The following is a 26,138-nucleotide window of genomic DNA, read 5'->3' on the forward strand; positions in this document are numbered from 1 at the left end:
ATAAGTGACCCACTCTGTCCCGCGGGACAGCTCTGTCTCAACACCGTTTTGTGTTGGCCCGGACGAAAGAAGACAGTCCGGATTGCTGGTGCACCGAGAGTCGTAAACGGTGTGAAATGCTCTCAGTCTACAGCGCAAAAAGGCTGGTGAACAAAAATTCACCAGCCCTAGCCTGTTTTATCAGGCTAATCTACATAAATGCAGATTATTTGATCTCAACAGAAGCACCGGCAGCTTCCAGCTCTTTCTTCAGAGCTTCAGCTTCGTCCTTGGACACGCCTTCCTTCAGGTTAGCCGGAGCAGCTTCTACCAGATCTTTGGCTTCTTTCAGGCCCAGACCGGTAGCGCCACGAACGGCTTTGATAACGGCAACTTTGTTGGCGCCAGCAGCAGTCAGAACTACGTCGAACTCGGTCTTCTCTTCTACTGCTTCAGCAGCAGCCGGGCCAGCCATTACGGCAGCAGCGGCAGAAACACCGAACTTCTCTTCCATAGCTTCGATCAGCTCAACAACTTCCATTACGGACATGGAAGCAACGGCTTCGATGATTTGGTCTTTAGTGATAGACATGACAAAAATTCCTGATGTTGAATAAACTCAAACAGCCTAAATAGGCGAGAATCAAGCAGCAGCTTGTTTCTGGTCGCGAACAGCAGCGATAGTACGAACCAGCTTGCCAGCAGAGGCTTCTTTCATAGTCGCCATCAGCTTCGCAATTGCTTCTTCGTAAGTCGGCAGCGTGGCCAGACGATCAATTTGTGCTGCGGCGATAAACTCACCGTTAAAAGCGCCAGCCTTGATTTCGAACTTTTGGTTCGCTTTGGCAAACTCTTTGAACAGACGAGCAGCAGCGCCCGGGTGTTCGTTAGAGAAAGCAATCAAGGTAGGACCGGTAAATGCGTCGTTCAGGCACTCGTATTCGGTACCTTCTACCGCGCGACGCAGCAGGGTGTTACGCACAACGCGCATGTACACACCGGCTTCACGAGCGGTTTTACGCAGGACGGTCATCTTGTCTACAGTTACACCGCGAGAATCGGCAACAACTGCAGAAAGAGCGCCTTTGGCAGCTTCGTTGACTTCAGCAACAATTGCCTTTTTGTCTTCGAGTCCCAATGCCATTGGCTTAACTCCTGGATTGAATCCGGGTCTATTGACCCAGTACTGACACATCCCCCCTACCTTTACAACAGAGGGGAACGATGCGGTAGCAGGATTCCAGAAGAGAAAGAATCTTTCTCGCTGGGTTTCCGGCACCGTCTACGCAGGAAACATTAAGGCTTTGCAGCCTCCTGCGGTCTTGGACGGAGGTCGAAACCCCCAACCAATCAAGGCGCAAAATTATAGATTAAATTTTGCGCCTTGTAAAACCCATCAATTAGGCCTGAGCTTCCAGAGAAGCTTGGTCTACGGCAACACCGGCACCCATGGTGGTGGAGATGCTGACTTTCTTGATGAATTGACCTTTGGCGGAAGAGGGCTTGCCTTTTTTCAGGGCAACCAGCAGAGCTTCCAAGTTTTCTTTCAGCTGAACTTCGTTGAAAGAAACCTTACCCAGAGTGGTATGGATGATACCATTCTTGTCGTTACGGTAACGAACCTGACCAGCCTTGGCGTTCTTGACAGCTTCGGCAACGTTAGGAGTTACAGTACCAACTTTCGGGTTCGGCATCAGGCCGCGCGGGCCCAGGATTTGACCCAGTTGACCAACAACGCGCATGGCATCCGGGGATGCGATAACTACGTCGAAGTTCATCTCGCCTTTCTTAACCAGATCGGCCAGGTCATCCATACCTACCAGGTCAGCACCGGCAGCTTTAGCTGCTTCGGCGTTGGCACCTTGGGTAAATACGGCAACGCGTACATCACGACCGGTACCGTGCGGCAGTACAGTAGCACCACGTACGTTCTGGTCAGATTTACGAGCGTCGATACCCAGGTTGACAGCAACGTCAACGCTTTCAACGAACTTGGCGGTAGCCAGTTCTTTCAGCAGGGCAATGGCTTCGTTGATGGAGTACTCTTTGGTACCGTCAACTTTTTCGCGAATAACGCGCATACGCTTGGAAAGTTTAGCCATTGTCTTAATCCTCCACTACCAGACCCATGGAACGAGCGGAGCCTGCGATGCAACGTACTTTTGCATCCAGATCGGCACCAGTCATATCCGGCTCTTTGGTCTTGGCGATTTCTTGCAGCTGGGCAACGGTCACCTTACCAACCTTGTCTTTGTTCGGCTTGGAAGAACCAGACTTGATGCCAGCAGCTTTCTTCAGCAGGAAGGAAGCAGGCGGAGTCTTGGTTTCGAAGGTGAAGGAACGGTCGCTGTAAACGGTGATCACGACCGGAGTCGGTGAACCTTTTTCCAGCTTCTCTGTACGAGCGTTGAACGCCTTACAGAATTCCATGATGTTAACACCGTGTTGACCCAGTGCAGGACCAACGGGAGGAGACGGGTTGGCTGCACCAGCAGCAACCTGCAGCTTGATATAAGCTGTGACTTTCTTAGCCATTAGGAAAATACCTCAAAAATGGGTTCTAGCGCCTCGGAGACTTGCTCCTGCAAACGGCTCCCCAACTAATAAAGGGGCAGCGAATTATAGAGATATTCGCTGCCCCTGACAACCGTTAAACGTACAGAATTCAATCAGCCCTTTTCGACCTGACCAAAATCCAGTTCAACAGGAGTAGAACGACCGAAGATCAGTACAGAGACCTTCACGCGGCTCTTCTCATAATCGACCTCTTCAACGGTACCGTTGAAGTCGGCAAACGGACCATCAGCAACCCGCACCATTTCACCCGGTTCAAACAGGGTTTTCGGACGCGGCTTGTCGTGGGCATCCTGCAGACGGTTCAGGATGGCATCGGCCTCTTTGTCGGAGATCGGTGCCGGACGGTCGGAGGTACCGCCGATGAAGCCCATTACACGTGGTACGTTACGCACCAGGTGCCATGTGGTTTCATCCATGATCATCTGGACCAGGACATAACCCGGGAAAAACTTGCGCTCACTCTTGCGCTTCTGGCCAGCACGCATCTCGACCACTTCTTCGGTCGGGACCAGTACTTCACCGAACATGTCTTCCATGCCATGCATCTTGATATGTTCACGCAGGGACTTGGCTACACGGCCTTCATAGCCGGAAAAAGCCTGCACGACATACCATCTCATACGTTGTTCACGTTGTTCAGTCATGGCTTATCCTTACACACCGGTAATCAGGTTGACCAACCAGACCAAGGCACCGTCCAGAACGAACAGCAGCAGCCCCATCACGGCGGTCACCGCCAGCACAATCAGGGTTGTCTGAATGGCTTCCTGACGGGTCGGCCATACGACCTTGCGGACTTCCAGGCGAGACTCACGGGCGAATGCCAGTGTTGCCTTTCCCTTGGTGGTTTGCAGGGCTACTGCACCAGCAGCAGCAATGACAACGACCACACCCAAGGCGCGGACGGCAGCGACAACATCGTTGAGCAGGTAATTACCCACTACAGCGGCCGCCAGGATAATGAAAACCAGGCCCCAAAGCAGGGTATCCTTGCTTCCGCCCTGGCTCTCAGAACTAACACTCATACAACCCACCTGTATCTGACGTAACCAAAGACACAAAAGCCCCGTACGAGACGAGGTATATGGCAGGGGCGGCAGGACTCGAACCCGCAACCATCGGTTTTGGAGACCGCTGTTCTACCAATTCGAACTACGCCCCTACACAAGAAAGCCCCTATTATAGGGGCTTTGCTTTATTTATGTAAGCCAAAGATTAAGCGATTACGCTGGCTACAACACCGGCACCTACGGTACGGCCACCTTCACGGATAGCGAAACGCAGGCCGTCGTCCATCGCGATCGGAGCAATCAGGGTAACAACCATTTTGATGTTGTCGCCCGGCATTACCATCTCTACGCCTTCCGGCAGTTCGATGGTACCGGTCACGTCGGTAGTACGGAAGTAGAACTGCGGACGGTAGCCTTTGAAGAACGGGGTATGACGACCACCTTCTTCTTTGGACAGCACGTACACTTCAGATTCGAACTTGGTGTGCGGCTTGATAGAACCCGGTTTGGCCAGTACCTGACCACGCTCTACGTCTTCACGCTTAACACCACGCAGCAGCGCGCCGATGTTCTCGCCTGCACGACCTTCGTCCAGCAGTTTGCGGAACATTTCAACACCGGTGCAGGTGGTAGAAACGGTATCTTTGATACCAACGATTTCTACGGTCTCACCTACTTTAACGATACCGCGCTCTACACGACCGGTAACTACGGTACCACGGCCAGCGATAGAGAATACGTCTTCGATAGGCATCAGGAACGGCTGGTCAATCGCGCGCTCCGGCTCCGGGATATAGGTATCCAGGTGGCCAGCCAGCTCGATGATCTTCTCTTCCCACTGAGCGTCGCCTTCCAGCGCTTTCAGTGCGGAACCACGAACTACCGGCAGGTCATCACCCGGGAAGTCGTACTCGGTCAGCAGTTCACGAACTTCCATCTCAACCAGTTCGAGCAGCTCTTCGTCATCAACCATGTCACACTTGTTCATGAACACGATCATGTACGGGATACCAACCTGACGACCCAGCAGGATGTGCTCACGAGTCTGCGGCATCGGGCCGTCAGTCGCTGCTACTACCAGGATCGCGCCGTCCATCTGGGCAGCACCGGTGATCATGTTTTTAACGTAGTCGGCGTGACCCGGGCAATCTACGTGGGCGTAGTGACGGGTAGCAGTGTCGTATTCTACGTGGGAGGTGTTGATGGTGATACCACGCTCACGCTCTTCCGGTGCCTTGTCGATCTGGTCGAAGGCGAAAGCTTTACCGCCGAAGTGCTTGGCCAGCACGTTGGTGATAGCTGCAGTCAGGGTGGTTTTACCGTGGTCAACGTGGCCGATGGTACCCACGTTAACGTGCGGTTTATTACGCTCAAATTTTTCTTTAGACATGATCGTCCCTCTAAACTAACGCTGAGTACGCGGTGGCAAGCTAACCACAGAACAGTTTATATGATGGATTTGAATCTGGTGGGAAAGAGAGAGGTACTGATGGCTGGTTCGCTTGCCGAACTCACCCTAGGGTGCGGCTCTGCTAACGCCTGAGCCATATCAGCATCTTGGAGCGGGCAGCGGGAATCGAACCCGCATCATCAGCTTGGAAGGCTGAGGTAATAGCCATTATACGATGCCCGCATTTCTCTAACCCAAAGAACTCAAACCGCAGAGAAATATGGTGGAGGGAGAAGGATTCGAACCTTCGAAGGCAGAGCCGTCAGATTTACAGTCTGATCCCTTTGGCCGCTCGGGAACCCCTCCAGACGCCAGATTGTCACAACGGTAATTCTGCTTGCACCCGTTGTGTTTATCGCTTTTGCACGGCAAATAGACGACAGACAGTCAAGCGTCGCGCATTTTATTGTAAGGTTTTGGGGGATGCAACCATTGAACCCGGCAAAATATGCTTTATTGCTGGGAAGTTTGCAAAAAAGCGGGGGCAAACAAGCCAATCCTGCTGCGTCCCTTGTCGCTCCCCCACCCTTGGTGTATGGTCGCCGTGCCCAAGAAACAGTGATGACACCATGACGACAGAGCATAACCCCTATCTGCAATTCACCCGCGAACAATGGGCGTTATTGCGCGATTCGGTCCCCCTGACCCTGACCGAACACGATCTGCAGACCCTGCGCGGGATCAACGAGAAGGTGTCATTGCGGGAAGTGGAAGAGATCTATCTGCCTCTCTCCCGCCTGCTCAATCTCTATGTCAAGGCCAAACAGCGTCGCAGCCGGGTGCTGGAGCAGTTCCTCGGCCAGTCCCGCGGCAAGGGCACCTATATTATCAGCATTGCCGGCAGCGTGGCGGGGGGCAAAAGTACCACGGCCCGTATTCTGCAGGCCCTGCTGGAGCGCTGGCCGGAACACCCGCGGGTGGAGCTGGTCACCACCGACGGCTTCCTCTATCCCAACAAGGTACTGGAAGAGCGCGGCCTGATGCGCCGCAAGGGGTTCCCGGAATCCTACGACATCCGCCATCTGGTGGAATTTGTCGCCAATATCCGCGCCGGTCACGAGAAGGTCGAAGCGCCGGTTTATTCCCACCTTATCTACGACATCATTCCCGATGAGAAAAAGGTGGTGGAGCAGCCGGACATTCTGATCCTGGAAGGGCTCAATGTGCTGCAAAGCGGCATGGACTACCCTCAGGAGCCCCATCGGGTCTTCGTGTCGGACTTCGTCGACTTCTCCATCTATGTGGATGCCGATGCCGAACTGCTGCGTACCTGGTATATCGAACGCTTCCTGAAATTCCGCAGCGGCGCCTTCTCGGATCCCGACTCCTACTTCCATAACTACGCCAAGCTGGCGGAGAGTGAGGCGACCCAGATCGCCAGCAACATCTGGCAAGATATCAACTATCTGAATTTGCAAGAAAATATCCTGCCAACGCGTGAGCGTGCCAACCTGATTATGACCAAGGGCCATGAGCACGCCATCGAGCAGATCAAGCTGCGCAAATGATGACAGCTATTGCCGGATAACGAAGAGGGGGCCCGCAGGCCCCCTCTTCTATTTGGCATCATGAGCGGCCTTGCTGGCCCTCAGTCGCCCCGGCGCAGGGAGAGCTCGCCCCCCAGATAGAATTTGATCCCTTCACCTGTCTCCAGTCGCAGGGCGCCGCGATCGTCGATGCCACGAGCGATGCCGCGGATCTCCTGATCCCCCATCAGCAGGCGCACCGGGCGACCGGCAAAGTGATCGAGCCGGTTCCAGTCATCGACAAAGCTTGCCAGCCCCTGTTGCTCAAAGGTGTGCAGCGCCCGCTGCAGATGGACGATCATCCGGGCCGCCAACTGATTGCGATCGACCAGCTCGGGATTGATGTGGCGCAGCTCGGCCCAGGCCTGATCGATCTTCTCCCCCTCGCGGGCAGGCATCGCCAGATTGAGACCGATGCCGATCACCAGATGACAACTGGCACCGGCGCTACCGCTCATCTCCACCAGTATTCCCGCCAGCTTGCGACCCTGATAGTAGAGGTCGTTCGGCCACTTGAGCTCGACGCCTTGATAGCCAAGGGACTCCAGCGCTTCAACCACTGCCACGCCGACCGCCAGACTGAGCCCCATGGCCGCTGCCATGCCTTGTTCGAGTCGCCAGTACATGCTGAGGATCAGCTGGCAACCAAACGGCGAAATCCAGGGTTTGCCACGACGACCGCGCCCGGCTGTCTGACACTCGGCAAGACAGCTCTCGCCGGAGCGCAGCTCATTGACCCGATCCAACAGGTGTTGATTGGTCGAGCCAATGACCGGAAAACAGTGCACCGGCGCCATCGGGGCCAGTGCGTGCAAGGTAGCCTGATCATAGAGCGCCATCGGTACCGCCAACCGGTAGCCCTTGCCGGTCAGGCTAAAGAGATCCAACCCCAGCTCCTTAAGCGCCGCCATGTGTTTGCTCACCGCCGCCCGGCTGATGCCGAGCTGCTCGCCCAGCTGTTCGCCGGAGTGAAACTGGCCGTCGCTGAGCAGAGTGATCAGAGTCTGTCTGATGGGAGTCAACGTCATGAGAGCACCTCGTCGAGCCAGGTTTCACCGTGCGCACCCATAAAACGCACCTCGTGCTCCAACACCACGCCAAACGTCTGCTCCACGCTGTCGCGGACATGAGCCGCCAGCGCGATCAGCTCCATGGCACTGGCGTCCCCCAGATTGACCAGCACCAGCGCCTGCTCCTGATGAACAGCAGCACGGCCAATGGCGAAACCTTTCAGACCGCACTGATCGATGAGCCAGCCCGCCGCCAGCTTGGCCTGCCCTTCTCCAGCCGGATAGCAGGGCATCTGCGGGTAGCGCGACTTGAGCGACTCCGCCAGCGCGGCAGGCACCACCGGATTTTTGAAGAAGCTGCCGGCATTGCCGAGTACGGAGGGATCCGGCAGCTTGGCCATGCGGGTGGCACAGACGGTATCGAAGATGACCTGCGCCGAAGGCGCGTCACCGAGCGCTGCCAGCGGGCCATAGCCCAGCACCGGTTGCCACGCCTTGGGCAGTTTGAGCCCGACGGCGGTGATCAGGTGGGAATCCTGATACTCGTGTTTGAAGATGCTGTCGCGATAACCGAAGCGGCACTCTGCCGCCGCGATCCGTTCAATCTCGCCACTCTGCCAGTTGAACGCCTCGACATAGGAACAGAAGTCGGCCAGCTCAACGCCATAGGCACCGATGTTCTGCACCGGCGCCGCACCGACCGTGCCGGGAATGAGCGCCAGATTCTCCAGCCCGAACCAGCCCTGTTGCAAGGTATGGCGCACCAGCTGATGCCAATCTTCACCAGCCGCCACATGGAGCAACCAGTGATCACCACCATCTTCAGCGGTAATCCCCTTGAGCCGGTTGAGCACCACCAGACCGAGAAAATCGGTGGTGAAGAGCATGTTGCTGCCGCCGCCCAGATTGAGGCGAGGCAACTGGTTGAGCTGCGGATCGGCACGCAGGGTTGCCAGATCGGCAACCTGCTCTACCTCGGCCAGCCAGAGGCAGTACGCATCGAGGGCAAGGGTGTTGAGCTTCAACAAGGAGGCGTTGGCATTCAGTTTCATCGGTCTATCCCGGCTTGGTGCAAGGGCGCAGTCTACCTCAAGTTGCCCCATGACGAAAAACCCGAGCCCTTTTCGGGGGAATAGCAGTGGTTTAGAGTAGGCGACTTCAACTGCTGAGGAATAACTCATGAACAACCAGTTTGCCGTCATCGGCCTGGGCCTGTTTGGCAGCGCGCTGTGCGAAGAGCTGCAACGGCAAGATGCCGAAGTACTGGCCATCGATATCGACGAGAGCAAGACCCGGCAAATCGCCGCCCTCTGCAATCACGTTATCGTGGCGGATGCCACCGATGAGGCCACCGTGGCCGAGCTGGGACTGGCCAATTTCGATATCGTCTTCGTTGCCATCGGTGACAACCTGGAGACCAGCATCCTCACCACCCTCGTCTTGAAAGAGGCAGGCGTGAAGAAGGTGTGGGTCAAGGCGCGCGACAAGTTCCACGCCAAGATCCTGCAGAAAGTGGGCGCCGACAAGGTGATCAACCCGGAGTGGGACATGGGCCGTCGGGTCGCCCAGAGCATGCTGGACAACCGGCTGTTCGACTATCTGGAGCTGGGCCACGACATGGTGCTGACCGAGTTCGTGATTGGCCTGCAACAGAACGGCCGGGAACTGGGCGACTTCCATCTGCTGCAACAGAGCGATTTCCAGCTGCTCGCCATCAAGCGTGGTGACGTGCTGCACAACGTGCTGACCGGCAAGATGGAGCTGCAACTGGGCGACATCCTGATCCTGGCGGGCAACAAGCACGCCATCGACCACTGGCTCGAAACCCTATGATCAACTGGCGCAGCAGCTACGCCTTCGCCCTCCATCGGGAGCAGGACTCTCGCTGGAGCGAAGCCCGGCTGATCCTCGGCAGCTTTCTGATCATTCTGCTGATTGGCACCATCTTTCTGGTGCAACCCTCCAGCCACAATGGCGAGGTTACCTTCGTCAACGCCCTGTTTACCGCCACCTCGGCCATCAGCGTGACAGGTCTTGGCGTGGTGGATACCGGCACCGCCTTCACCCTGCAGGGGCAAATTTTCCTGTTGATGCTGATGGAGATCGGCGGTCTGGGCCAGATGACCATGACCCTGCTGCTGATCGCCATCTTCAGCAAGCGGGTCGGTCTGCGCCAACAAGTGCTGGCCAAGGAGGCGCTGGGACAGGAAGGCTCGGTCAACATCATTCAGCTGGTCAAACGGATCGTGCTGTTCGCCTTTATTGCCCAGCTGATCGGCACCGGCATCATGGCGATCCGCTGGGTGCCCGAGATGGGGTGGGTGCACGGCCTCTATGTCAGCTTCTTCCACGCGGTATCGGCCTTCAACAACGCCGGGTTTTCGCTGTTTGCCAACAACCTCATCGACTATAGGGACGACCCCATCATCAGCCTGACCATCGCCGGTCTGCTGATCCTGGGGGGGATCGGCTTTACCGTCATCGTCGATCTGGTGCGCAACCGCCGCTGGCGCAAGCTGAAGCTGCACAGCAAGTTGATGCTGCTGATGACCCCGGCGCTGCTGCTGGCCGGTACCCTGATGTTCTGGCTGCTGGAACACAACAACCCCGGCACCCTCGGCAAGGCCGGTGTCGGTGGCCAGCTGCTGGCTGCCTTCTTCCAGTCTGCCAGCGCCCGTACCGCCGGTTTCAATACCATAGATATCGGGCTGATGACCCCGGCGGCGTTGCTGTTCCTGATGATGTTGATGTTTATCGGTGCCGGTGCCACCTCGACCGGTGGTGGTATCAAGGTAACCACCTTCGCAGTCGTGCTGCTGGCGACCAAGGCATTTCTGACCAAACGGCCCCATGTCACCGCTTTTGGCCGCACTCTGTCGCCCCAGATCGTGACCCGATCGCTGGCCATCATCATCGTCAGCACCATGGTGCTGATGCTGGCGATGTTCCTGCTGATGGTGACCGAGGATCTGCCGTTCGACAAAATCATGTTCGAGACCATCTCGGCATTTGCCACCGTCGGCCTCTCCACCGGCATCACCGCCTCCCTGAGCGAGCCGGGCAAGCTGATCCTGGTACTGGTGATGATCTGCGGCCGTCTCGGCCCTCTGACCCTGGCCTTTATGCTGGCCCGCCCGGTCGAGACCCGCATCCGTTATCCGGAAGAGAACGTCTATACCGGCTGACCGGTTATGAAAACGGGGCAGCCACTGGCTGCCCCGTTTTTTATTCGGCTTGTTGCTGCGCCTTGAGCCAGCGCCCCGGGCTCACCCCCAGCTCCCGCTCGAATGCCCGACCAAAGGCAACACTGCTGCTGTACCCCGCCCCCAGCGCCACCTGTACCATGGGCTCCCCCGCCAGCAGTTGCTGGCAGGCTCGCGTCATGCGCCAGCGGGTCAGATAACCCAGCGGCGCTTGACCAACCCGCTCCTGAAACCTCGCGGCAAAGCGGGCCCGCGACATGCCGACCTCCCGCGCCAGCGTGGCCACCGTCCAGGGTTCATCCCCACGCTGATGCATCACCGAGATCGCCTTGGCCAACTGGGGATCGGAAATACCTGCCAGCATCCCCTGCTGACACACCCCTTGCTCGACCAGATGACGCAGCAGCAGGATCAACAGTACCTCCAGCAAGCGGGAGATCAGCGGATCCTGCCCGTAGCGGGGGTGAAACGCCTCGTCAAACAGCTGACTCAGCACCGGCGTCAGGACAGGCAACTCACGTAGCGGCAGCACCAGCGAGCCCGGTAATGCCAGTTGCAACGGCGATGCGCCCCCCTTGCCGAATGCGACATTGGCGCACACCAAATCACACCCCCCCAGCGTTCTGGGTTCAAGCTTGTGGGGACGTCCCCGAGGGAACAGGATCAGGGCCGGCTCCTCGAGCAGCAAGCTGGCGCCCCCCTCTTCACGCAGCATGACGGCACCGCTGCGCAGCAGATGAAGATGTCCGCCACTCGGGTAATCATCACTGGAGGAGTTCTGGCACAGGTTGCCGGCGAAGAAGATCTTGGCTTCGGGGGAGGCATGAACCAACAGGGCAGAGAGCGGATCCATATTTGAGACGAATGGTATTTATTTGCAGACGATGAGTGATAAACCGTATCACGAATGACGGCACACTGTCTCCCGTACCCTCACTACCACAGGAGAAGATCATGAGCCGTATCCAACCCGTATCCCAACCGCAACCCGCAGCCGCCCAGACCCTGGCTACCCTGCACCGCAATCTGGGTATGGTGCCCAACCTCTACGCCACCCTGGCCCACTCGCCAGCCCTGCTCAATGGCTTCCTGGGCTTTGCCGAGGCGCTTGGCAAGGGGCGCCTCACTGCCCCACAACGGGAGTTGCTGGCACTGGCCATAGGTCAAGCCAACGCCTGCCAATACTGTTTGTCTGCCCACACACTACTGGCGGGCAAGGCCGGATTCTCGGCCCAGGAGATCCGGGCTGCCCGGCTCGGCCAGGCCTCGGCTCCCCTTGATCACGCCCTGCTGCAACTGGCAACGGCGCTGGTCAGTCAGCGCGGAGTGATCAGTGACGAGCAGCTTGCTAGCGCCCGTGCCGCAGGCGTAGATGACGAGCTGCTGCTGGAGGTGCTCGGCCAGGTGGTGGTCAATACCCTGACCAACTATGGCAACCACCTGGCGGCGACCGAGATCGACTTCCCGCCCGTCACTCTGACCCCTTAAACAAGGAGCCCCCATGCAGCAACATGACAAAGGCTTTCTGGTCGCTCTGGCGGGCGTGGTATTGACCCTGCTCTGGATCGGCGTATTCAAGTTTACCCCGACAGAGGCAGCCGCCATCAAACCACTGGTAGCCAGCCACCCCTTGATGAGCTGGCTCTATGGTCCCCTGTCGGAACAGAGCGTATCGAACCTGATCGGGGTGGTCGAGATAGTGATCGCCATCGGACTGGTCGTGGGTCTGTGGCAACCTCGCATCGGTTACTGGTGCAGCATGGGGGCTATCGTCACCTTCCTGGCGACGCTGAGCTTCCTGCTGACCCTGACAGGTGTCTGGAAAGTGGTTGATGGCGTGCCAGTCACCGAGTTCTTCCTGTTCAAGGATCTGGTGTTTCTCGGTGTGGTTCTGCACTACCAGCACAGGATCCGTGCCAGCTTGTCCACTCAGGCAGCCTGACAACAATGCCTTTGGCGCCCGGGATGGGCGCCTTTTTTCGTTATGCAGCCCTGGTCTGGCGCTTGCTGGCCGTCTTGCGCGGTCGGGGCCCGCCAGTCGTGCTGGCCGCCGGACTCTTTCGCTTGGTAAAACGCCGCTTGCCGGCACCCGGCACCTCCTTGGGCAGGGCGTTGAAGCTGGCGCCTGAGTCCTGCCGCGCCCCTTCAATCAGACCGTTGAGCTGCTCGGTGAGCGGCCCCATAAACTGCTGATAGCTGCCGTGGCGCTCGGCGATCTGGGCGAGGCTCTGCTCCCACAGCGCCGTCATATCCGGCGTGGTGGCGGTGGCAGGCAGTGCCTGCACCAGTGCCCGCCCGGTCGGGGTCGCCTTGATGCTCTTGCCCTGACGCACCAGAAAGCGGCGCTTGAACAGCAGGTCAATGATACCGGCCCGGGTCGCTTCTGTGCCGAGACCATCGGTGTCGCGCAGGGTCTTGCGGATCTCGGGATCCTGCACATAGCGGGCGATGCCTGTCATGGCCGCCAGCAGAGTGGCATCGGTGAACGACTTGGGCGGCTGGGTCATTTTCTCCTGCAGTTCGCCCCGCTCGCAGAGCAGTTGCTCTCCCTCTTTCAGGGCAGGCAGCGTGCCCGCCTTCTCTTCGTCGTCATCCTCCTCCACCCCAAGCAGCGCCTTCCAGCCCGCTTTTAGAATGCGCCGTGCCTTGGCCTGAAACAGACCACCGGCGATGCGCAGCAGCACCTTGCTGTCGTTGTATTCGAACGGAGGATAGAACTGCAGCAGGTACTGGCGGGCAATCAGGCCATAGAGCTTCGCCTCGTCGGCCCCCAGCGTACCGGGGTTGCCCTGCTTCTCGGTGGGGATGATTGCGTGGTGGGCATCCACCTTGCTGTCGTTCCACGCCTTGCTGCGGATCTTGCCGTCTGCCTCGCTCACCGCCTTGGCCAGCGCAGGCGCTGTGGCGGCGATGGCACCGCGCACCTGCTCGGCCCGCTTGAAGTGGTCGGTCGGCAGATAGCGGCTATCGGAGCGCGGATAGGTGATGAGCTTGTGACGCTCGTAGAGGCTCTGGCAGATATCGAGCACCCGCTTGGCATCCATACCGAACCGCTTGGCGGCATCGATCTGTAGACTGGAGAGGTTATAGGGCAGCGGCGCCGCCTGCTTGCGGGCCTGCTCCTCCACCGATTCGACCTGAGCGGGCTGGCCGTTGATCCGGCTCACCACCTTGTCGGCCAGCGCCCGGTTGAGCACCCGCCCCTCCTCGTCCTGCCACGGCAGGCAGGCTTCAGACGGCAGCCACTTGGCGGTGAAACGCTCGTTGCCGTCGGTCAGCAGATGGGCCAGCACCTCGTAGAAAGGTTTGGGCACGAAGGCCTCGATCTCGAGATCCCGCCGCACCACCAGCCCCAGCAGCGGGGTCTGCACCCGACCGACCGAGAGCAGCTCGCTGCAACCCGCCTTGCGCCCGAGCAGGGTATAGGCGCGGGTCATGTTGATACCGTAGAGCCAGTCGGCCCGACTGCGGGCCAGCGCGGAGACCGCCAGCGGCACGAACTCCTTGTTGTCCCTCAGCTTCTCGAGGGCGCGGCGCACTGCGGGCGGGTTGAGATCGCTGATGAGGCAGCGCTGCACCGGCTTGGTTTTCGGGTAGCCGAGAAAGTCGATCACCTCATCCACCAGCAGTTGCCCTTCCCGATCCGGGTCACCGGCGTTGACCACGCAGTCCGCCTGCTTGATCAGCCGCTTGATGACGGTGAGCTGGGTTTTGGTCTTGGGCTTGGCCACCAGCTGCCACTGGGCAGGGATGATGGGGAGATGCTCCATCCGCCACTGCTTGAAGGCGGCGTCATAGGCATCGGGCTCGGCCTGCTCCAGCAGATGGCCGATGCACCAAGTGACCACATCCCCCTGGGCTGTTTCGATAAAACCGTCGCCCTTCTTGTGGGGCTTGGGCAGGGCATCGGCAATGGCGCGGCCCAGCGTGGGCTTCTCGGCGATAAAGAGTCGCATCGGTGGCTACCTGCAATACTGTATATGCAGACAGTATACAACTGCCACCGCGAAAGCCCAACTTCCCCTATTCGTCGAACGGGTGATCGTGGATGGCGGCAAACAGCCGCGCCTGATTGAGCAGCGGCGCATAGTGGAAGGCATTTTCGCCATCTTCCGCCAGCAGATAGTCGGTCAGCTGTTCGCGCACCGCCTCTTGCAGGGTCTCCAGCTTCCACGGCTTGGCAAGGTAGTAGTGCAACCCGCCACGATTGACCGCTTCGACGGTGGCCTCCAGCCCCGCTTGTCCGGTCAGCAGCAATTTGCGGCTGGCCCGAGTGGTGGCACGCCGGTTCAGCTCCACCAGAAAATCGACCCCCAGGGTTCCCGGCATGATGTGGTCACAGAGGATCAGCGCCAGCTTGTTGCCGTCGCTCTCCCACTCCTCCACCACCGCACGCGCCTCATCGACGCTCTCGGCGGCTTCCAGTTCGAAGTGGGAACGAAACGGGGCGAGATCGTGGATCACCGCATCCAGCACCTCACGCTCATCGTCCACACACAGGATCAGATAGTGTTTGTTCATTGCTCCTCCTTGGCGACATGGTTTGGCACGCCGCGCGATTGATGCTGGCCACGGCTCAGGCCGCATGCTCCTTGTTGTGATGAGGTTCGCCCCCGTAACCGGCCTGCCCCATGCCATCCAGCGGCAGACAGACCCGCATCCGGGTGTAACGGCCCGGCTCGGAGGCCACCTCGATCCGGCCGTGGTGCTGCTGAACTATCTGCAGTGAGACGCTCAGACCAATCCCGAGGCCGAAATGGCCCTCCCGCTTGGTGGTGAAGTTGAGATCGAAGATCCGCTGCCACAGCTCGGGCTCGATGCCGCAACCGCTATCCTCGATCTCCACCATGACCCACTCGGGATCCAGCAACCCGGTGCGGATGGTGAGTCGCCCCGAGCCGCTCATGGCATCCAGACTGTTGGCGATCAGGTTGGTCCACACCTGTTGCAGGGCGATGGGGTGACAGCGCACCAGCGGCAACGGCTGGTACTCCTTGCAGAGCTCATGATGCTTGAGGCGGTTTTCGAAAATCATCAAGGTATCTTCCAGCCCCTCGTGCAGGTCCACCAGCGAGGGCTCGGCCCGATCCTGCCGGGCATACTGCTTGAGGCTCTTGACCAGATCGCCGATGCGACGGGCACACACCTCGATATTGCGCAGGAAGCTGCCGGTCTGCTGGAACAGCTCCAGCCGGGAGAGCAGCGCCTCCCGCTCGTCGGCAGTGCGGCTGGCAAACCAGCGCTGCCAGTTCAGCTCGTCATCCAGATTCATCTGCACCGCCAGCCGCGCCTGCTGACGATCGCCAAAGCGCCCCTCCGCCTGCCGGGTCTTGTCACGGATCTCGCTGGTCGAGACCGGCTGGGAGGAGAGCGCCTGACAGAGAGTCTGGTTGCCCAGCCCCTTGATGGTTGCTGGCAGCTCGAGATTGACCAGATCTGGGATGGCGGCCCGCAGGGTCTCGCTGCCACGGATAATGGCCGCCACCGGGTTGTTCAGCTCGTGGGCGACACCGGCCACCAGCTGACCCAGCATCGCCATCTTTTCGCTCTCCACCAGCTGGGCGTGAGCGGCATCGAGGGAGTTGAGGGTCTGTTGCAGCCGCATCTCGGTACGGATGCTGTTTTGCAGGCGACGGTTGAAGTGGCGCAGCAGCAGGTTGGTAAAGGAGGGGAGCAGTTCGCTGCGCGCCTGCATCACCCGGGAGAATTGCAGCTTGTCGAGCTTGATCACCTCGGCACCGGTCAGAGTCACGCCGGTGGTGAAGGCGGGTTCGCCGGTCACGAAGGACATACCCCCCACCAGCGAGCCGGTGCGGTAGTGCACCACCTCCTGATCGATCCCCTGCTCGTCCCGCTTGCGCAGCACTACCTCCCCCTTGGCGATAAACCAGAGAAAGCTGTTGGGCTCCCCCTCGCGGGTCAGCACATGGCCCGGGCTGTAGTGGCGGCAGACCCGCTCCTCGTCATTGCCCTCGAAAAACTGGTAGAGGCCGTCGATCACCACCCGGGAGAGTTCTTCATCGCTGCAGTGGGTGTAATCCATAAAGCCCTGCCGATAGGCAGCCAACTGGCGATCGACGTGGGCTCGCAGCAGCTTCTGGTTGTCGAGCACGGCGGCATAGCTCAGCAGGTCCGCCTCGGGACGCTGCAATACAAAGTGGCTCGCCTGCTCGATCACCGCCCGGCGCAGGCTGCCATCGCGCCAAGGGCGTTGCAGGTAGTAGTCGAGACGACCTAGGTTCACCGCCTCGATGATCGATTTCATCTCCGGCTGGCTGCCCAGCAGGATCTTGCGGCACACCTCGTGACGGCTGCCGAGGCGGATCAGAAAATCGGCCCCTCGCCCATCCCCCAGCTCGCTGTCACACACCACTACGGCGGGTGGCTGCCCCTTGCGATCCAGCTCGTCCAAGGCCAGCTCCGCCGACCCCTGACCGACCACCACCACCAGCGCGAAATGGCCGAGCAGCGGAGCCAACTCCTGTTCGAATTCGGCCAGCAGTTGCACGTTGGCGGCGACACACAGCAGTGAGAAAGGGCTCATCAGCGACACTCCGTTGAGGCTCACTGCTCACTATATCAGCGAATCTTGTGGGGTTTTGCGAGGGGGCTAACAGCTGTCGCGGAAAGTGCACAAATAGATAAAACAGAAAACAACTGAATTTAATTCGATAATTAAATAAATAACAAAACAAAAGACAAAATATGACAACAATCAAAAATATAAACCATGATGGAGGTCAACGCCTTATCCCTGTCATTACTACTACTATTGGACTAGTACTATGTAGGTAATTATTGACCGTAGGAAAACGCCGCCATGATTGGAAAACTGATAAGAAAAACCTGGTTCTGGCTCCTGCTGCTCGGGGCCCTGCTGGGTATCGCGGCACTGGGTGTCACCGTGACCGTGCTGCACAAGACCAGCTCCACCGAATTCTGCGTCTCCTGCCACTCCATGCAGACTCCGCTCGCCGAGTATCAGGGCAGTGTCCACTTCCAGAACACCAAGGGGATCCGCGCCGAGTGCGCCGACTGCCACATCCCGGGCGACCCCACCTCCTACCTGTGGACCAAGATCCGCGCCGTGAAGGATATCTATCACGAGGCGATCGGCACACTGGATACCCCGGAAAAGTATGAAGCCCACAAGCTGCGGATGGCCCAGTCCGTCTGGGACGAGCTGAAAGCCAACGACTCCGCCACCTGCCGCAGCTGCCACAGCTACGAGGCGATGGACATTCTGGCCCAGCGCCCCAATGCCCGTGCCGAGCACCCGGTCGCCATCAAGGAAGGCCAGACCTGTATCGACTGCCACCGTGGTGTCGCCCACATCATGCCTGACATGAGCGGCCTGGCTGCCGCCGGTGCCAGCGAGCTGGCGCAGGCTGCGGCCCAGACCCCGGCCAACGTCACCACCCGTTACGCCATCGCCACCACCCCACTGTTCCTCGATGCCGCCGCCAAGACCGACGAAGGCACCCTGATGCCTTCGACCAAGGTGGAAGTGCTGGCCAACGAAAACGGCCGCGCCAAGGTGCAGATCGAAGGCTGGCAACAGGATGGCGTGAGCGAAGTGTTCTACGCCGCACCGGGCAAACGGATCCTCAGCGTACTGGTCGGCGATGCCGCCAAGAAAGCACTGGTCACCGGCCAGAGCGAAACCGACAGCGCCACCAACCTCACCTGGCATCAGGTCAAGCTGACCGCCTGGGTCGACCAAAGCCAGCTCATCGGCGATCAGGGCAAGCTGTGGCAATACGCCTCCACCCTGATGTCCAACAACTGTACCGGCTGCCACGGCCTCACCGCGCTGGATCACTTCAATGCCAACCAGTGGATCGGCGTCATCAAGGGGATGGAATCTCGTACCTCCCTGACCCCGGAACAGGCTCGCATGTTGACCCAGTATGTCCAGAAACACGCCAGTGACATGAGCGCGGCCCACTAAGGCTGGCACAGAGGATAACCGTTATGACTTTTTTCAATGACAAGAAGACCAATCTGTCCCGCCGCAACCTGCTCAAGGGGCTCGGCGCCTGCGCAGCCCTGCCCCTGCTCGGCGGCATTTTTCCCAAGAGTGCGCTGGCGCAAGCCATCAGCACCGCATTGAGTCAGTTCCCGACCCTGGTGCCCGCCCAGAAGGGCATTCTGACCGGCGCCCACTGGGGTGCTTTCGAGGCGATCGTCGAAGATGGCCGCATGGTGCGCGTTCAGCCGGTGGCCGATGATCCGGCGCCAAACGATCTCATCGACATGGCGCCGTTCCAGGTGCACGCCAAGAACCGCATCAAATACCCCATGGTACGCAAGAGTTGGCTGGAGCACGGCCCGGGCGCCAAACCCGAGCTACGCGGTGCCGACGAGTGGGTGCGAGTGAGCTGGGAGAAAGCCATCGAACTGGTGGCCGGCGAGATCCAGCGCGTCCAGTCTGATTTCGGCCCGCAGGCGATCCACGCCGGTTCCTACGGCTGGAAGAGCGTCGGCATGTTCCACAACAGCCGTACCCTGCTGCACCGCCTGATGAACCTCTCCGGCGGCTTCACCGGTTATGCCGGTGACTACTCCACCGGCGCGGCTCAGGTGATCATGTCCCACGTGATGGGCTCCATCGAGGTGTACGAGCAGCAGACCGCCTGGCCCAACGTGGTGGAGAACGCCGAACTGGTGGTGCTGTGGGGGGTCAACGCTCAAGTAACTCTGAAGAACAGCTGGAACATGCCGGATCACGAAGGTCAGGCCGGCTTCATGGCGCTGAAAGAGAAGGGCACCCGCGTCATCAGCATCGACCCCATCTACAACGAGACCGCCAAGCTGGTCGGCGCCGAGTGGATTGCCCCGAACGCCTACACCGACGTGGCCATGATGCTGGGTGTGGCTCACACCCTCTACACCGAGAAGAAGCACGATCAAGCCTTCCTCGATCGCTACACCGTCGGCTTCGACAAGTTCCTGAACTATCTGCTCGGCAAGGATGACGGTCAACCGAAGAGCGCCGAATGGGCGAGCACCGTTTGTGGCGTCGATGCCAAGGTGATCCGCCAGCTGGCTCTCGACATGGCCACCAAGCGCACCATGATCATGGCCGGTTGGGGGATGCAGCGTCAGCAGCATGGCGAACAGCCGAACTGGATGCTGGTCACTCTGGCCTCCATGCTGGGCCAGATCGGCCTGCCGGGCGGCGGCTACGGCTTCAGCTACCACTACTCCTCCGGTGGCAGCCCCACCGCCAAGGGTGGCATTCTGGCCGGTATCTCCGCCGGCAACGCACCGAAGAACAGCCCGGCTCCGATCCCGGTGGCCCGCATCGCCGACTGTCTCGCCAACCCGGGCAAGACCATCGACTTCAACGGCCGTAAGGTGACCTATCCGGACATCAAGCTGGTCTACGTGGCGGGCGGCAACCCCTTCCACCACCATCAGGACACCAACAACCTGCTGCAGGCGTGGCGTAAGCCGCAGACCGTGATCGTTCACGAGCCTTACTGGACGGCGACTGCCAAGCACGCCGACATCGTGCTGCCGGTCACCACCAGCTACGAGCGCAACGACCTGGAGATGGGTGGCGACTACTCCCAGCGCTATGTGTTCCCGATGCACCAGTGCGTGCCGCCCCAGTTTGAAGCCCGCAACGACTTCGATATCTTCAGCGCCATCGCCGCCAAGCTGGGGGTGCAGGAGCAGTACACAGAAGGGAAGGACGAGATGCTGTGGCTCAAGCAGATGTACGACGGCATGGCGGCGCAGGCCCGCGGCGCCCGCGTCGCGCTGCCGCCGTTCAACATGTTCTGGGAGTCCAACAACTACATCCGCTTCCCGATCCCCGAGGCCAACCGCCAGTGGATCCGTCACGCCGATTTTCGCGAGAACCCGCTGCTCAACCCGCTCGGCACCCCGTCCGGCAAGATCGAGATCTTCTCCAACACGGTGGCGGGGATGGGTTACACCGACTGTGCCGGCCATCCCAAATGGTATGAGCCCAAGGAGTGGGTGAAGAGCGAGGTGGCAGCGCGCTATCCGCTCTCGCTCAACACCTCCCACCCGACCCAGCGGCTGCACTCCCAGCTCGACAACACCCCGCTGCGGGACAAGTTCGCCATCGCCGACCGCGAAGCAATCATGATCCATCCCGCCGACGCCAAGGCTCGCGGCATCGCCCAGGGGGATCTGGTGCGCGCCTTCAACGAGCGCGGCCAGATTTTGGTGGGCGCCCTGCTCTCCGAGGATGTGCGCCAAGGGGTGGTGCGGATCTGCGAAGGGGCCTGGTATGACCCGGCCAAGCCGGGCGAAGCGGGCAGCATCTGCAAAAACGGCAACGTCAACTGCCTCACCTTCGACGAAGGCTCGTCCAGTCTGGCGCAAGGCAACTGCGGCCACATGGCCCAGCTGCAGATTGAGAAGTACACAGGCCCTGTGCTGGCCAATACCGCCCACGCGGTACCGGCCAACGGCTAAGGCGATTGCCACCCAATAAAAACGGCGCCATCAAGGCGCCGTTTCTTTATCTGTCTGCCAAAGCTCAGGCATGGTCGGGACGGGTTTAGAACTCCCCTTCCTCCATATACTCCTGCGCGCACTCCACCAGTTGTGGCCACAGCTCTTCCGGCACCCAGGCGTCCGGGTCATCTTCGTCCCCGTCGTACTGGCTCCAGAAATAGCGGCGCAGGCCGGAGGCAAACTCGTCGCTGATCTCGGCCAGCTCCGAGAGCGGCCCCAACCAGGCGATGCGACGCAGGCCGGAGGCGAGATCGTTGATGGCATCCATCAGGGTGCGATCGTCGAAGCTCTGCTCCACCAGCAGGGTGAAGCGCTCGCGCGCCTGCTCGGTCTGCTCCTCGTCCAGCTCGCCCACATCGGCCAGCAAGTCGACAAAATCTTCCAGAAGGAACGCGATCAGGCCATCCCTGTCTTCAAACCACTGGATCTGGGCGCCCTTGACCCCCAGCACAGAGGCATCAAACGAATCGTCAAGGTGACACAGTGCCCACGGATCGTCGGTCATGCTTCTCTTCCTCAGGCTAAAACAAATGCCATATGTTATGCCTAGCTCTCGACTCTTGCCACCTTGGGCAACGAGAGGGAGGCGGCCAGACCGCCCAGTTCGGCGCGGCCCATGATGAAACTGCCCCGATAGGCTTCCGCCAGATCGGAGACGATATTGAGGCCCAGGCCCGAGCCCGGCACCTTCTCGTCGAGCCGCACCCCGCGCAGCACCGCCTTGGCGATCTGATCCTCGCTCATGCCGGGGCCGTCATCCTCGATACGCAAGGTGATCCAGCCACCCAGCTCGGCGCTGGAGATGCGCAGCTCGCTGGCAGACCACTTGAAGGCGTTCTCCAGCAAATTGCCCACCATCTCGTCGAAATCCTGCTCCTCCACCCCGACCGCCAGATTGGCGGGCACTTGCAGATCCACCGTCTTGCCCGGATAGAGGCGGGAGAAGGCGCGGCAGATATACTCCACCCGCGCCCGCACCGGGGTCGAGACCCCGAGGATCTTGGCGGCACCGGTCACCCGCGCCTTGCCGAGGTGGTAATCGATATGACGCTGGATCTGGTCGAGCTGCTCGCCGATGGCGGCCTGATCCTCCGACGGCAACTGGGCCACCTGATTGCGCATGATGCTGAGCGGCGTCTTAAGGGCGTGGGCCAGATTGCCGGTGTGGGATCGCGCCCGCTGCAGCAGCTCGCCGTAGTGGTGCAGCAGCCGGTTGATATCCTCCACCAGCGGCTGGATCTCCAGCGGATAGCGCAGCCGGAACCCCTCCTGATGGCCCTCGTGAACCCGCCCCAGTTCGCGGCGCAGCAGGTGCAGCGGCCGCAAGCCGTAGACGATCTGGAACATGAAGCCGAGCACCAGACCGGCGGCAGCAAAGCCGAGACCGAGGAACAGGCTGATGCGGGTCTTGTTGAGGGTCTGGGTCAGGGCGCTGCTGTCCTTGGCCATCACCAGAGTGAACACCCGATCCGAACCGGGCAGCAGCACGGTACGGGTCATGATCAGCAGCGGCTCCTTGTTGGGTCCCTTGCCGACAAAGAGGTCGGGATCGCCAAACGCCGACTTGAGGCCGTCGCTCTTCAGGTTGGTATCCCACAGGGAACGGGAGCGCCCCACCACATCGTGGCCCAGCTCCAGTTGCCAGTAGTAGCCGGAGTAGGGTTGATTGAAGCGGGGATCGGAGAGGGAGCCGGTGACCACCGGCAGGCCGGTTTTGGCCACTTCCAGCCGGGAGAGCAGATCATAAAGCTGCAGGCGTAGGCCGTCGGCCTCCGCCTCCTGCCAGTAGTTGCGCATCATGGTCTGCAAGCTGAAACCGGTGGCGAACAGAAACAGCCCGCACCAAACCAGCGCGATGGCGACCAGTCGCCCCCGCAGGGTTCTGACCAGCCTCATTCGTTGATCCGGTACCCGAGGCCGCGCACTGTCTCAATCAGATCGGGGTTGGTTTTCTTGCGGATCCGGCCGATGAACACCTCCACGGTATTGGAGTCACGGTCAAAATCCTGAGCATAAATGTGATCGATCAGCTCGCTGCGCGACACCACCTTGCCCCGATGCTGCATCAGATAACCGAGCACCCGGAACTCGTGGGCAGTCAGCTTGATGGGGGTCCCTTCGTACCACACCTGCGACGCCGCCATGTCGAGCCGCACCCCACCAATCTCCAGAATGGAGCTGGCGTTGCCTGCCGCCCGGCGCACCAGCGCATGGACCCGCGCCACCAGCTCGGCCACCTGGAACGGCTTGGTCAGGTAGTCATCGGCACCGGCGTTGAGCCCTTCGATCTTCTCGTGCAACTGGCCACGGGCGGTCAGTACCAGCACCGGGGTATCGATCCCCTTGCTGCGCCACTCTTTCAGCACGCTCAGGCCATCGCGCCCCGGCAGGCCGAGGTCGAGAATGATGGCGTCGTAGGGTTCGGTCTCGCCGAGGAAACCGGCCTCGTTGCCATCGTGGCAGAGGTCGGTGACAAAGCCGGAGAGGCGCAGCTGTTCGGCCAGCTGACCAGCCAGAATTTTTTCGTCTTCAACAATCAGAATTCGCATGAACAGGCTTCCACACAGGGGTTATTCATCATCCTCGACCAGGGGCTTTGGCGGTTCGAACAACCGCTCCAGATGGTGGCCCTTGGCCCACACCAGCTCAAGGTTGTCAGCCCGATAGGCCACCTTGATCACGCTGTTCTCCCGATCGATGACTCGCAGTTCATAGAGCCAGATACCATCCTCTTCCCCCAGATCCACCCGCAACACCCGCACCGGCAATCTGGCCGCCACCTCCATCATTTCATGGAAGGGCCGAACCCGTCCCTCATGGACAGCTTGCTGCAGCATGGCTTCATCAGGCGTGACCGCCTGTGCCAGCAACGGCAGCAATAACCCAAGCAGAGGGAGCGCTCTATTCATGGATGATTCATCTCCAAAAACCTAACATAATGGCGTTTATAGTCTGCCAGCCATGAATCCGGAATGAATATGATCCCGCGCAGTTTCCTGCTGATCCTTTGCCTGTTGAGTGCCACAAGCTGGGCGGCCCAGAACCGTCTCGACATGGCCGGGCTGGTCAAACTGTTGCTGGCGCAAGGGTATCACGACATTCGGGAAGTGGAGCTGGAAGGGGACAAATTCGAGGTCAAAACCCTCAATCGCCAGGATCAGAAGGTGCATCTCATCGTCGATGCCTACACTGGCGAGATCAAACAACAAGAGGCCGATTAGGCCTCTTTTGCATTCCAGCGTCCCCGCATGGGACGCAGCAGCTTCTCCCGCCTCGGCCAGAGCAGGGCGCAGGCCAGCAGCAGGTAAATGAGAGGCTCCCCCCAACCGCTCTTGAGCGACCACCAGTAATGCACCGGCACCAGCAGGGCGATGGCATAGACCCAGTTGTGCAGTTTCTGCCATGCGGCGCCCATGCGGCGCTGCAATGCGGGCAGCGAAGTGATGCTGAGGGCGGCCAGCAGCAACAGGGCCACCATCCCCACCACGATATAGCTGCGCTTGACCAGCTCGCCGCCAATCAGCCCCCAGTCAAACTGCAGATCCAACCCCAGCCACGCCATGAAGTGGAGCAGCGCCCAGGCAAAACACCAGAGCCCGAGGGGGCGGCGCAGCTTGATGAGCGGCCCCTGCCGCCAGCGCTTGGCCAGCAGTGACACCAGCAGGGTGAGCAGCAGCAGGTTGAGCGCCCCCTTGCCGAGGTAGTGGATAAGCTCGGGCACCGGATCGCCCCCCAGCAGGCCTGCCGGAATGGCAAAAACCAGCCAGAGCAGGAAGCCGAGGGAGCACAGATGCACCAGCGCCCGCAAGCCGCTGATATGGGCCGGTTTCAATCTCAGTACCATTGGCGCAGATCCATCCCCTGATAGAGCGAGGCGACTTCGTCACCATAGCCGTTGAACATCAGGGTCGGCTGACGCTTGGCGCCAAACACTCCTCCCTCGCCGATGAAACGCTCGCTTGCCTGGCTCCAACGCGGGTGATCCACCTGCGGGTTGACGTTGGCGTAGAAGCCATATTCGTTGGGAGCCAGCAGGTTCCAGGTGGTCGGCGGCATCTCCTCCACCAGCCGGATCGAGACGATACTCTTGATGCTCTTGAAGCCATACTTCCACGGCACTACCAGCCGGATCGGCGCGCCATTCTGGGCGGGCAGGGTCTTGCCGTAGAGCCCCATCGCAAGGAAAGAGAGAGGGTGCATCGCCTCGTCGATACGCAGCCCCTCCACATAGGGATACTCGATGCCGCCCCCCAAACTGGAGGCCTGCCCCGGCAGCTGTTTCGGATCAAACAGGGTTTCGAAGGCAACAAACTTGGCGCGACTGGTGGGCTCGGCACGGCGGATAATCTCCGCCAGCGAGATGCCGTTCCAGGGCAGCACCATGGACCAGGCTTCGACACAGCGCAGTCGGTAGATCCGCTCCTCCAGCTCGCTCTTGTTGATGAGGTCCCACACATCGAGGGTAAAGGGCTTGGCCACCTCCCCCTCCACCTTGAGGGTCCAGGGTGCGGGCTTGAGGTAATGGCCGTTGCGAGCCGGGTCGGACTTGTCGGTGCCGAGCTCATAGAAGTTGTTGTAACTGGTGGCCTTCTCTTCCGGTGTCAGCACCAGATTGGCCGGGCGCTCGGCAGGCTTGCTGTTAAGCGGCCTGGTAGCTAATTGGGGAGCATCCTCTTTACCGCGCAGCAGATCGAGTACACCGGCCTGAGTGGGAAACGCCAGGGTGGCTGCGCCCAGACCCAGCCCTTTGAGAATAAGGCGGCGGTCCTGATAGACGGCTTCCGGGGTGACATCCTGTTCGGTGAGGGGGTGGGCGGTACGACGCTTGATCAACATGAAAAACTCCCGGGGCTGAGTGAGGCAGTATGGATAAGACCCGCCCCGGT

27 protein-coding genes and 3 tRNA genes are annotated in these 26,138 nt (G+C 59.9%); 8 read left to right on the forward strand and 22 right to left on the reverse strand.

The genetic code is table 11. The annotated features are described in order from the left end of the window. Positions 1-205 precede the first annotated feature (205 nt). The 10 genes from rplL to ACTG2T_RS07905 all read right to left on the reverse strand — a co-directional run bounded on the left by rplL (position 206) and on the right by ACTG2T_RS07905 (position 5,322). Positions 206-571, reverse strand: coding sequence for a 50S ribosomal protein L7/L12 (gene rplL, locus ACTG2T_RS07860; RefSeq protein WP_005306304.1), 366 nt, complete (start codon positions 569-571; stop codon positions 206-208). Positions 572-622: 51 nt separating this feature from the next. Then, positions 623-1,123, reverse strand: a complete 501-nt coding sequence (rplJ, locus tag ACTG2T_RS07865) for a 50S ribosomal protein L10 (RefSeq protein WP_005339895.1) — start codon at positions 1,121-1,123, stop codon at positions 623-625. Positions 1,124-1,379: 256 nt separating this feature from the next. After that, entirely contained in the window at positions 1,380-2,081 is a 702-nt protein-coding gene (gene rplA / locus ACTG2T_RS07870) for a 50S ribosomal protein L1 (RefSeq protein WP_005339888.1), read from the reverse strand. A 4-nt stretch (positions 2,082-2,085) separates the two neighbouring features. Next, positions 2,086-2,514 carry a 50S ribosomal protein L11 gene (rplK, locus tag ACTG2T_RS07875; RefSeq protein ID WP_005339887.1) on the reverse strand — a complete coding sequence of 143 codons (429 nt, stop codon included), beginning with the start codon at positions 2,512-2,514 and terminating at the stop codon, positions 2,086-2,088. A 134-nt stretch (positions 2,515-2,648) separates the two neighbouring features. Continuing rightward, the gene (nusG, locus tag ACTG2T_RS07880; protein ID WP_005306318.1) at positions 2,649-3,200 is read right to left on the reverse strand and encodes a transcription termination/antitermination protein NusG; all 552 of its coding nucleotides are present in this window, start codon (positions 3,198-3,200) and stop codon (positions 2,649-2,651) included. Between the two features lie 9 nt (positions 3,201-3,209). After that, on the reverse strand, positions 3,210-3,581 hold the full coding sequence (gene secE, locus ACTG2T_RS07885) for a preprotein translocase subunit SecE (protein ID WP_005306322.1): 372 nt from the start codon (positions 3,579-3,581) through the stop codon (positions 3,210-3,212). Between the two features lie 60 nt (positions 3,582-3,641). Then, positions 3,642-3,718, reverse strand: a tRNA-Trp gene (locus ACTG2T_RS07890). Between the two features lie 53 nt (positions 3,719-3,771). After that, positions 3,772-4,956, reverse strand: coding sequence for an elongation factor Tu (gene tuf, locus ACTG2T_RS07895; protein ID WP_005339879.1), 1,185 nt, complete (start codon positions 4,954-4,956; stop codon positions 3,772-3,774). A 168-nt stretch (positions 4,957-5,124) separates the two neighbouring features. Continuing rightward, positions 5,125-5,199: transfer RNA gene (locus ACTG2T_RS07900), tRNA-Gly, on the reverse strand. Positions 5,200-5,237: 38 nt separating this feature from the next. Continuing rightward, positions 5,238-5,322 (reverse strand) — tRNA-Tyr (locus ACTG2T_RS07905). A 263-nt stretch (positions 5,323-5,585) separates the two neighbouring features. Between ACTG2T_RS07905 and coaA the strand changes: the two genes are divergently transcribed. After that, on the forward strand, positions 5,586-6,524 hold the full coding sequence (gene coaA / locus ACTG2T_RS07910; protein WP_005339877.1) for a type I pantothenate kinase: 939 nt from the start codon (positions 5,586-5,588) through the stop codon (positions 6,522-6,524). A gap of 80 nt (positions 6,525-6,604) precedes the next feature. On the opposite strand, the gene birA is transcribed toward coaA, so the two are convergent. Together birA and murB are read right to left on the reverse strand one after the other, a co-directional pair. After that, the gene (birA, locus tag ACTG2T_RS07915; RefSeq protein ID WP_330125159.1) at positions 6,605-7,570 is read right to left on the reverse strand and encodes a bifunctional biotin--[acetyl-CoA-carboxylase] ligase/biotin operon repressor BirA; all 966 of its coding nucleotides are present in this window, start codon (positions 7,568-7,570) and stop codon (positions 6,605-6,607) included. Beyond that, on the reverse strand, positions 7,567-8,604 hold the full coding sequence (gene murB / locus ACTG2T_RS07920; protein WP_330125158.1) for a UDP-N-acetylmuramate dehydrogenase: 1,038 nt from the start codon (positions 8,602-8,604) through the stop codon (positions 7,567-7,569). The genes birA and murB overlap by 4 nt, the downstream gene beginning before the upstream one ends. A 127-nt stretch (positions 8,605-8,731) precedes the next feature. Between murB and ACTG2T_RS07925 the strand changes: the two genes are divergently transcribed. Together ACTG2T_RS07925 and ACTG2T_RS07930 are read left to right on the forward strand one after the other, a co-directional pair. Then, positions 8,732-9,385 carry a potassium channel family protein gene (locus tag ACTG2T_RS07925; protein WP_005339863.1) on the forward strand — a complete coding sequence of 218 codons (654 nt, stop codon included), beginning with the start codon at positions 8,732-8,734 and terminating at the stop codon, positions 9,383-9,385. Then, positions 9,382-10,737 carry a TrkH family potassium uptake protein gene (locus ACTG2T_RS07930; protein ID WP_005339856.1) on the forward strand — a complete coding sequence of 452 codons (1,356 nt, stop codon included), beginning with the start codon at positions 9,382-9,384 and terminating at the stop codon, positions 10,735-10,737. The genes ACTG2T_RS07925 and ACTG2T_RS07930 overlap by 4 nt, the downstream gene beginning before the upstream one ends. Positions 10,738-10,777: 40 nt before the next feature. Here ACTG2T_RS07930 and ACTG2T_RS07935 read toward each other — a convergent pair whose 3' ends face one another. After that, positions 10,778-11,608, reverse strand: coding sequence for an AraC family transcriptional regulator (locus ACTG2T_RS07935; RefSeq protein ID WP_330125157.1), 831 nt, complete (start codon positions 11,606-11,608; stop codon positions 10,778-10,780). 101 nt (positions 11,609-11,709) lie between these two features. Between ACTG2T_RS07935 and ACTG2T_RS07940 the strand changes: the two genes are divergently transcribed. Together ACTG2T_RS07940 and ACTG2T_RS07945 are read left to right on the forward strand one after the other, a co-directional pair. Next, a complete protein-coding gene (locus ACTG2T_RS07940; protein WP_021231451.1) occupies positions 11,710-12,243 on the forward strand; it encodes a carboxymuconolactone decarboxylase family protein in 534 nt (177 codons plus the stop codon). A gap of 13 nt (positions 12,244-12,256) precedes the next feature. After that, positions 12,257-12,697, forward strand: a complete 441-nt coding sequence (locus ACTG2T_RS07945; protein ID WP_005341854.1) for a DUF417 family protein — start codon at positions 12,257-12,259, stop codon at positions 12,695-12,697. Positions 12,698-12,737: 40 nt separating this feature from the next. Here ACTG2T_RS07945 and ACTG2T_RS07950 read toward each other — a convergent pair whose 3' ends face one another. The 3 genes from ACTG2T_RS07950 to ACTG2T_RS07960 all read right to left on the reverse strand — a co-directional run bounded on the left by ACTG2T_RS07950 (position 12,738) and on the right by ACTG2T_RS07960 (position 17,299). Further along, the gene (locus tag ACTG2T_RS07950) at positions 12,738-14,711 is read right to left on the reverse strand and encodes a DNA topoisomerase III (protein WP_330125156.1); all 1,974 of its coding nucleotides are present in this window, start codon (positions 14,709-14,711) and stop codon (positions 12,738-12,740) included. A 67-nt stretch (positions 14,712-14,778) separates the two neighbouring features. Beyond that, the gene (locus ACTG2T_RS07955) at positions 14,779-15,276 is read right to left on the reverse strand and encodes a response regulator (RefSeq protein WP_013724182.1); all 498 of its coding nucleotides are present in this window, start codon (positions 15,274-15,276) and stop codon (positions 14,779-14,781) included. 55 nt (positions 15,277-15,331) lie between these two features. Continuing rightward, a complete protein-coding gene (locus ACTG2T_RS07960; RefSeq protein WP_330125155.1) occupies positions 15,332-17,299 on the reverse strand; it encodes an ATP-binding protein in 1,968 nt (655 codons plus the stop codon). A gap of 276 nt (positions 17,300-17,575) precedes the next feature. Here ACTG2T_RS07960 and ACTG2T_RS07965 point away from each other — a divergent pair, with 276 nt between their 5' ends. Together ACTG2T_RS07965 and torA are read left to right on the forward strand one after the other, a co-directional pair. Next, the gene (locus tag ACTG2T_RS07965) at positions 17,576-18,706 is read left to right on the forward strand and encodes a NapC/NirT family cytochrome c (RefSeq protein WP_330125154.1); all 1,131 of its coding nucleotides are present in this window, start codon (positions 17,576-17,578) and stop codon (positions 18,704-18,706) included. Between the two features lie 23 nt (positions 18,707-18,729). Continuing rightward, positions 18,730-21,210 (forward strand): trimethylamine-N-oxide reductase TorA, encoded by a 2,481-nt coding sequence (torA, locus tag ACTG2T_RS07970; RefSeq protein WP_330125153.1) that lies wholly within the window; start codon positions 18,730-18,732, stop codon positions 21,208-21,210. An 85-nt stretch (positions 21,211-21,295) separates the two neighbouring features. On the opposite strand, the gene ACTG2T_RS07975 is transcribed toward torA, so the two are convergent. The 4 genes from ACTG2T_RS07975 to ACTG2T_RS07990 are packed head-to-tail and all read right to left on the reverse strand — an operon-like array spanning position 21,296 to position 24,161. Continuing rightward, positions 21,296-21,757 carry a hypothetical protein gene (locus ACTG2T_RS07975; RefSeq protein ID WP_005339830.1) on the reverse strand — a complete coding sequence of 154 codons (462 nt, stop codon included), beginning with the start codon at positions 21,755-21,757 and terminating at the stop codon, positions 21,296-21,298. Positions 21,758-21,798: 41 nt separating this feature from the next. Next, the gene (locus tag ACTG2T_RS07980) at positions 21,799-23,148 is read right to left on the reverse strand and encodes a sensor histidine kinase (protein WP_330125152.1); all 1,350 of its coding nucleotides are present in this window, start codon (positions 23,146-23,148) and stop codon (positions 21,799-21,801) included. Beyond that, positions 23,145-23,801 (reverse strand): response regulator transcription factor, encoded by a 657-nt coding sequence (locus ACTG2T_RS07985; protein WP_005339826.1) that lies wholly within the window; start codon positions 23,799-23,801, stop codon positions 23,145-23,147. The genes ACTG2T_RS07980 and ACTG2T_RS07985 overlap by 4 nt, the downstream gene beginning before the upstream one ends. A gap of 21 nt (positions 23,802-23,822) precedes the next feature. Next, positions 23,823-24,161, reverse strand: coding sequence for a PepSY domain-containing protein (locus ACTG2T_RS07990; RefSeq protein ID WP_058056208.1), 339 nt, complete (start codon positions 24,159-24,161; stop codon positions 23,823-23,825). Positions 24,162-24,224: 63 nt separating this feature from the next. Between ACTG2T_RS07990 and ACTG2T_RS07995 the strand changes: the two genes are divergently transcribed. After that, on the forward strand, positions 24,225-24,473 hold the full coding sequence (locus ACTG2T_RS07995) for a PepSY domain-containing protein (protein WP_139742496.1): 249 nt from the start codon (positions 24,225-24,227) through the stop codon (positions 24,471-24,473). Here ACTG2T_RS07995 and msrQ read toward each other — a convergent pair. Both msrQ and msrP read right to left on the reverse strand, forming a co-directional pair. Next, the gene (gene msrQ, locus ACTG2T_RS08000) at positions 24,470-25,096 is read right to left on the reverse strand and encodes a protein-methionine-sulfoxide reductase heme-binding subunit MsrQ (protein ID WP_330125151.1); all 627 of its coding nucleotides are present in this window, start codon (positions 25,094-25,096) and stop codon (positions 24,470-24,472) included. The two genes, ACTG2T_RS07995 and msrQ, sit on opposite strands and share 4 nt — an antisense overlap. After that, positions 25,087-26,088: a protein-methionine-sulfoxide reductase catalytic subunit MsrP gene (msrP, locus tag ACTG2T_RS08005; protein WP_330125150.1), complete on the reverse strand. Its 1,002-nt coding sequence runs from the start codon at positions 26,086-26,088 to the stop codon at positions 25,087-25,089. The genes msrQ and msrP overlap by 10 nt, the downstream gene beginning before the upstream one ends. Between the last annotated feature and the right edge of the window lie 50 nt (positions 26,089-26,138).

The organism is Aeromonas sp. 75A (genome assembly GCF_051919425.1).
Lineage (GTDB): Bacteria > Pseudomonadota > Gammaproteobacteria > Enterobacterales > Aeromonadaceae > Aeromonas > Aeromonas veronii.